6 protein-coding genes and 1 pseudogene are annotated in these 7,033 nt (G+C 32.1%); 2 read left to right on the top strand and 5 right to left on the bottom strand.

Annotation, left to right across the window (positions count from 1 at the left end):
• Nucleotides 1–61: 61 nt before the first annotated feature.
• A complete protein-coding gene (locus tag CVD18_RS20635; protein ID WP_103867378.1) occupies nucleotides 62–721 on the top strand; it encodes a fructosamine kinase family protein in 660 nt (219 codons plus the stop codon).
• Between the two features lie 124 nt (nucleotides 722–845).
• Nucleotides 846–1,727 carry an ACP S-malonyltransferase gene (fabD, locus tag CVD18_RS20630; RefSeq protein WP_103867379.1) on the top strand — a complete coding sequence of 294 codons (882 nt, stop codon included), beginning with the start codon at nucleotides 846–848 and terminating at the stop codon, nucleotides 1,725–1,727.
• Between the two features lie 295 nt (nucleotides 1,728–2,022).
• On the opposite strand, the gene CVD18_RS20625 is transcribed toward fabD, so the two are convergent.
• From CVD18_RS20625 to CVD18_RS20605, 5 genes and pseudogenes are all read right to left on the bottom strand, one after another.
• Complete coding sequence (locus CVD18_RS20625; protein WP_103867377.1) at nucleotides 2,023–2,655, bottom strand: vancomycin high temperature exclusion protein; 633 nt, start codon at nucleotides 2,653–2,655, stop codon at nucleotides 2,023–2,025.
• Between the two features lie 27 nt (nucleotides 2,656–2,682).
• Nucleotides 2,683–3,585 carry a hypothetical protein gene (locus CVD18_RS20620; RefSeq protein ID WP_103867376.1) on the bottom strand — a complete coding sequence of 301 codons (903 nt, stop codon included), beginning with the start codon at nucleotides 3,583–3,585 and terminating at the stop codon, nucleotides 2,683–2,685.
• 110 nt (nucleotides 3,586–3,695) lie between these two features.
• On the bottom strand, nucleotides 3,696–4,691 hold the full coding sequence (locus CVD18_RS20615) for a serine/threonine dehydratase (RefSeq protein ID WP_103867375.1): 996 nt from the start codon (nucleotides 4,689–4,691) through the stop codon (nucleotides 3,696–3,698).
• 145 nt (nucleotides 4,692–4,836) lie between these two features.
• Nucleotides 4,837–5,556, bottom strand: coding sequence for a M949_RS01915 family surface polysaccharide biosynthesis protein (locus CVD18_RS20610; protein WP_103867374.1), 720 nt, complete (start codon nucleotides 5,554–5,556; stop codon nucleotides 4,837–4,839).
• 363 nt (nucleotides 5,557–5,919) lie between these two features.
• Nucleotides 5,920–6,867: pseudogene (locus tag CVD18_RS20605) on the bottom strand (amidohydrolase family protein); the annotation flags it as partial.
• Between the last annotated feature and the right edge of the window lie 166 nt (nucleotides 6,868–7,033).

The following is a 7,033-nucleotide window of genomic DNA, read 5'->3' as shown; positions in this document are numbered from 1 at the left end:
TTTATTTCTTCTTCTCACAACCTAAAAATAAGGATTTTTAAAACAAAAGATAAACTAATTTATGCTCTTATTAATAAGTGCGTTTACGATACCAAAAATTATTTATTGCGATAATTTTGAAGATATAGCATTTTTGATGTTAACGTATATCGATTCTGGAAAGAAAAATGACGATTTTTGGGAGATGTTTGGAGAGAAATTAGCACTCTTACATCAACAGAAACAATCTTGTTTTGGGTTTGAAAATGATAACTATATAGGAAGTCTATTTCAGCAAAACCAGTTATGTGATTCTCCATATAAATTTTATACAACACAACGATTACAGCCTCAGTTTGAATTAGCACAGCAAAAAGGATACGTATTTTCAGAATTAAATGTTTTTTATAAAAATATTGAAGACGAAATCCCAAATGAGCAACCAAGTTTAATTCATGGTGATTTGTGGAGTGGCAATTTTATGATTGATAAGAAAGGAACTCCTTGCCTTATTGATCCTGCAGTATCTTATGCGCCTAGAGAAATGGATATTGCTATGATGCATCTTTTTGGTGGTTTTGATTCTCAATTGTTTGATGTTTATGATGAAATTTTTCCGTTTATAGATGGATGGAAAAATCGATTATCACTCTGGCAGTTGTATTACCTATTGGTTCATCTTAATCTTTTTGGAGATTCCTATTACAATCAAGTGAAAACAATTGTAAAGTCATATATCTAAAGTGTAATATTATTGTTTTCTGAGAGGTATGGTTGTTGTTATATATGTCAAAACGAAACTGATTACAAGTTACATTGTAAATATAATCCTTATTTTTGCCAAAATTTTAAATACACAGTATCATATGAACGCATATGTATTTCCCGGTCAAGGAGCTCAATTTTCAGGAATGGGCCTTGATTTATACGAAAATTCAGAAATAGCAAAAGAGCTTTTTCATAAAGCTAATGATATTTTGGGCTTTGAGATTACCAAAATCATGTTTGAAGGTACAGCAGATGAACTAAAACAAACTAAAGTAACTCAACCAGCAATCTTTTTGCACTCAGTAATTCTGAGTAAAGTATTAGGTGATAGTTTTGCACCAGATATGGTTGCAGGGCATTCTTTAGGAGAATTTTCTGCCTTGGTAGCTAATAAGACACTGAATTTTGAAGACGCTTTGCGTTTGGTGTCTAAGCGAGCTATAGCAATGCAAAAAGCATGTGAATTAAAACCATCTACAATGGCTGCTGTTTTAGGACTTGAAGATGAGATAGTAGAACAAGGTTGCGAGGCAATAGATGGAGTTGTAGTTGCGGCAAATTACAACTGCCCAGGACAGTTGGTTATCTCAGGAGAAATAGAGGCGATTAATAAAGCGTGTGAGTTGATGAAAGAGAAAGGAGCTAGAAGAGCATTGGTGTTACCTGTAGGAGGAGCATTTCATTCTCCATTGATGGAGCCTGCCCGTGAGGAGTTAGCTGCTGCAATAGAAGGAACGACATTCAATATACCTAAATGTGCGGTATATCAAAATGTAACAACCAATGCAGTTACAGACCCTTCTGCGATCAAGGAGAATCTTATAGCGCAACTTACAGCTCCTGTAAAATGGACTCAAAGTATACAAAATATGATCAAGGATGGAGCAACATCGTTTACAGAAGTTGGTCCAGGTAAAGTATTATCTGGATTGGTGAAAAAAGTAGATCGATCTATGGAAACCATTTCGGCTTCCATATAAATCGCTGTTATATATAATATCCAATCTCCTATATTTTATAAAGTATAGGAGATTTTTTGTATAATAAAAACACTAATTGATAAGATGTAATTTTACAAGGTAAGTTCAAGTAAGAAATACAATTAATTTGCTGTTATACCAGTTCTGATTTAAATTTACTCATAAGAAAAATGATTGATTTTTGACTTAGATAAAAAAGAAAATTCAAGCATAGCAGGGCTACGGTCGTGTTTTATTTTGAAATATTAGACAAAAAGACGCAGTTTTATTGAGTAAATTTAAGTTGGAAATGGTATTAGATAATTTCTATTTTTTTTCCAAGGTATTTTGGTTGTACACCAAATATAATATCTAAAAAGACTTTGGTTCTGGCAAAGTATTCTCTTAGGTTAGTTCTGATTCCGTTTCTTCCATTTACACTTTTAGCATTAAACCCAAAAGCTCGAATTCCATTTTTTTCTGCAAGATAAATTGCTCTTTTATTATGAAATTCTTGAGAGATAATAACAATCCTTGTTTGTCCAAAAACTTCTTTTGCTCTAATCACAGAATCCAATGTTCTAAATCCTGCGTAATCTAGATAAATCTTATTTTTGGGAATGCCGTTTTTTATTAACTCTTCTTTAAAATCAGCGGGCTCATTGTAGGTTTTTGTTCCGTGATCTCCACTTACAAGTATATATTGTATTTTTTTTGCTTTGAATAGTGCTACTGCTGCCTTTATTCTATATTGAAAATATAAATTCCTTCTACCATTTTTAAGTGTTTTTGAAGTACCCAAAACAAGTCCTACTTTATGTTTTTTGACTTTGTCAATATGATAAGAAGTTTTTCCTTTTGAGAATTTTTCAATAGAATAATTAGACATAATAACCGATCCAGAAATCAAAAAGATGATTAATAAAAGTATTTTTCTTTTGCGACTCATATCTAATATTTTACTTTTTATAAATTGTTAACATAGAGCTTGCCACCATGTTAGTTTTGTCAAAATAAACTCATTAAAACTAATGGTTGAAGAACGTGCTACCTTTTCTTTGATATAGAACTTGCTTTTGTTTCTATCCCAACCAAGGATGATAGTATCATATTTTACTAATTGATACATCGTATAAATAGTATGTACTTGAGTTATGAGTTTATTTAGATAAGTAACCGATTTTAAAAAGTCGTTATCCTGATTAATCGTATTCGTAATCAAATTTTTGTCTTTGTCAGTAATTTTTTCATATTGTTTATTCAAAATATACTGTAATGTTTGTTTGTCTTCTATAGTATTTGCGATTTGTTGTATTACAATACTATTATCTGTGGTTTTATTATTTTCTGTATAAGAGTAAGTAAGTATATTAGTAGCTTCATAATTTACACCATAGGGTATGAGTTGTAACGAAGCATTTGTATCTGTACCTATCTTAGGGATATCAATCTGTAAATAGAAAATAGCATATTTTTGATTGTATTTTTTAAAATCATAACTAGGAATAAAAGATTTGATCATCAATTCTTTTGGTAGAATTTGCTGTAATGATTTATTAGAAGATAGTTTTTTCTTCCAAGAGCAACCCCATTCTTCTATAGTCAATACAGTATATGTTGCATTCTTTTGTTTATATGCCCCTGCGGTACTGGTACAATTACAGCCGCAGGTAGAAAAAGTTCCTGATACCTTAAGATATCCATTTTTGGAGTCATCAATGACTTCTCCATTTATTATTTGTTCATTTTCTTCTAAATCGTACGTCAATTCAGAATAACAAGGATTAACACTATTCCATAAGATATTTTTTAAAGATTGCGCATATATTGATTGTACTATTATTATAACTAAAATTGATAGATATGTTTTTTGTTTCATTGTTTATTTAGAATCATTTGCTAACTAAGATTTTAATGTTCCGAAGCTTGTTTTGAAATTAAAAGTTTGTTTTAAACGAATACTTCGTGGACTTACCGAGGTAGTTTATTTTATAGCAGGCTTGGTATCTCGGATAGGAAATCATTTTCCCAAATTTTTAAATTTGTAGGTTGATCGATATTGCTTCCAGATAGGATGATTAGTATTTTTTTCTTACTGGATTGTTTTTTCATCCATTGCTTTGCAGCTTCCATAGATAGAGCACTTGTGGGTTCTATTCTTAATTTTAATAGATGCGTTAACCATTGTGTCCAATAAATCATATCTGTCTCTTTGATTTCATAAAACTCATCGAGTTTTTTTAGATATTCAAAGGTTATTCTTCCTACAGATAATGTCATAGCCCCATCTGCGAGTGTATTTGGTACCGTTTTCAATCGTTGTATAATATTTGTTCTGATAGAATTAGCTGCATCATTGGCGTTAAGAGGTTCTGCTCCGATAACTTGTGTAGTAGGAGATATTCCTTTGGTAGCAACATATGAACCAGATAACAGACCACCCCCTCCACAAGGAGCAAATACAGCATCTACTTTACCAATTTCTTGTAGCGCATCATATGCTACTGTTCCTTGTCCAGAAATAACTTGTTCATGATTGAATGGAGGAATCCAATAGGTGCCTTCTTCTTTTGCTGACTGCTGTACTTGTTGATCTGCTATAATGCGAGATTCACAAAGAATCACTTTGGCTCCATATGAAGAGGTTGCTTGTATTTTTATTTTTGAGGAGTATGAAGGCATATAAATAGTAGTGGGTATTCCAAACATTTTTGCAGCCCATGCTACTGCTTGCGCATGATTTCCTGAACTGTTTGCAACAATATGTTTAGGTTTTTGGTTGTTTTCTATAAGCCATGCGATTGTATTACACGCTCCGCGTGCTTTGAAAGCCCCAATTTTTTGAAGCCCTTCTGCTTTAAAATAAATCTCATGGCCTAACCATTTGTTTAATAAAGAAGATCCAATAATTGGAGTGTCATTTACCAATGTACCTATACGTTTTTTGGCTGCAATAATATCACTTAATTGAAGTAGGTTGTTCATATTATACTGTATCGATTTGTGTGATCGTTTTTTTATGAATTAATACTAGAGAGCACTGTTTATTTTAGTGTGATTAACCCTAATTTTTAGTACTCATTATATAATTGTTGTAGTCGCTTTTCAAATTTATCAAATAAGTAGTATATTAATTTAGCTTCTCACATTTGTGCATCTCCCATCTTTTTTCTAAATATTCATTAAAAATACGATTTGTTTTTAAAGATTCACTTGCTTTATATGTCCCACCATACATTACTTCTTTTTGTTTGCAAATAGCTGTTTCTCCTCTCAAAGCATATTTGGTATCATCTTCATACATTATTATTTTCATCGTTCCAGGATCCATTCCTCCTCTACATATCAACACGTATGGGATAGAGACTTCAGAAATCCCATCTTTATCTAAATCTGTAATTGTTGCTGCTTTTTTTATGAAACCAGTGTACATGTCAACACCAAAACACTTGGTGTAATCATACATTCTCCATTTCATCTGAAATTGATTTTGATTAGAACGTTTTTGAAACAAGTATACATATAGCTCTGATTTATCTTGGATATCGTATTTTTGAGATCCTGATTTGTAGTATTCTTTCCAGTCAAAAGAACCACTCAAGGTAAAGACCAAAATATTTTCTCCCAATGCATCTTTCCATTTCAAAGATTCTACGACTGTTCCTCTAAAATTTAAGTTTTTGGGAATCTCATCATATATCAGAGGGATCGTTTTGATAGAATTTTTGGTATCAGTAATTTCTAGTTTTAATTCAGCTTCTAGTTGTTTTTCTTTTTCTTCTGTTGTTTGACAAATTGCTAGATTAAAAATTAAGGAGGCGGCTGTTATAAGTGTTATTTTTTTTATCATCAATAAAGTCTTGTTGATTAGTACTACTAGAGAGTGATTTTTTTATTATATACTAGACAAATAAATAGTTGTTATTTGATGTAAAATAATGAAATAAAATAGACTTATATTAGGCCTTAAACAGGTGTTTGTATTCCCCTGAATACCTTGATTGGTTATTTTTATACACATTTTAAGATTCTATTTTTTTTCAATTTGTGTGTATTGATAACACTTTTACTCACTAAGTGATATTTTAATACTTAAAGGTTGCTTTGGAACTAAAGGTTCGTTTTCAAACAAACACTTCGTGGATTTACCTCGAGGTAGTTTATTATATATGTTACCAGTATTTTTTGTAAGGGTATACTAATTCGATTTTTCCTATTGCTTATAGATTTTTCCATCTTTCATTACAAAAACTATATTTTCCATTGTATCAATCTTTTGTGTTGGGTCATCATTTACAGCAACGATATCAGCCAAAAAACCAGGAGATATTTGTCCAATCTGATCATTCATGTTAAGGATTTCTGCATTGGTAGTGGTAGCGCTTTGTAGGACAGCCATAGCTGGCATTCCTGCTTCGACCATAAAACCAAATTCTTTTCCATTCTGTCCATGTTTATATACTCCAGCATCAGTTCCAAAAGCGATTCCCACCCCGTGATCATATGCTTGCTTGAAAGTATTTTGAATTTTTGGACCTATTTCTAATGCTTTTGGAACAATAATTTCTGGATAATATCCATCAATTTTAGCTTTTTGAGATACTTCTTTTCCTGCGGTAATAGTAGGAACTAAATAAGCGTCATATTGCTTCATCAAATCCATCGTTTTATTACTCATCAATGTGCCGTGTTCTATTGTTTTTACACCTCCTAAAATTGCACGTTGCATTCCTTCATCTCCATGCGCATGGGCTGCAACATGAAATCCATAATCTTTGGCAGTTTGGCAGATAGCTTTGATTTCTTCTATAGTAAATTGTGGGTTAGAGCTACTTTTTGCTACACTTAATACTCCTCCTGTTGCAGTAATTTTGATAAGATCTGCCCCATTTTTATAGCGCTGTCTGACTGCCTTTTTTGCATCTTCTATACTATTTACAACCCCATCTTTTGGGCCAGGATCTCCAATTAATGATCTTTTATTACCATTAGTAGGATCTGCATGGCCTCCAGTAGTTGCTAGTGATTTACCAGCGGTAAATATTCTAGGGCCTTTAATTTTACCTTGATTGATAGCTTTTTTTAATGAGATATTTACACCACTCCCACCAAGATCTCTTACGGTGGTAAAACCAGCCATGAGTGTTTTGTTTGCATAGTTATTAATCGTTAGGGTAATTAGTTCTTATAAATCTTTCAGGCGGCGTATTTGGCGTGCTTATGATGGAAATATTTTTTTACCTGCGGTTTGTCTGCCTTCCTTTTTTTCATAAATCCTTTGATATTTTCCTTGAGTTGTTCTTGGTTAATGGCTCTTTTCTTCCCTA

Source organism: Aquimarina sp. I32.4, from assembly GCF_002924285.1.
Classification (GTDB): Bacteria; Bacteroidota; Bacteroidia; order Flavobacteriales; family Flavobacteriaceae; genus Aquimarina.
Note: the sequence above shows the minus strand (reverse complement) of the source record. Positions and strands in the feature narration are given on the sequence as shown.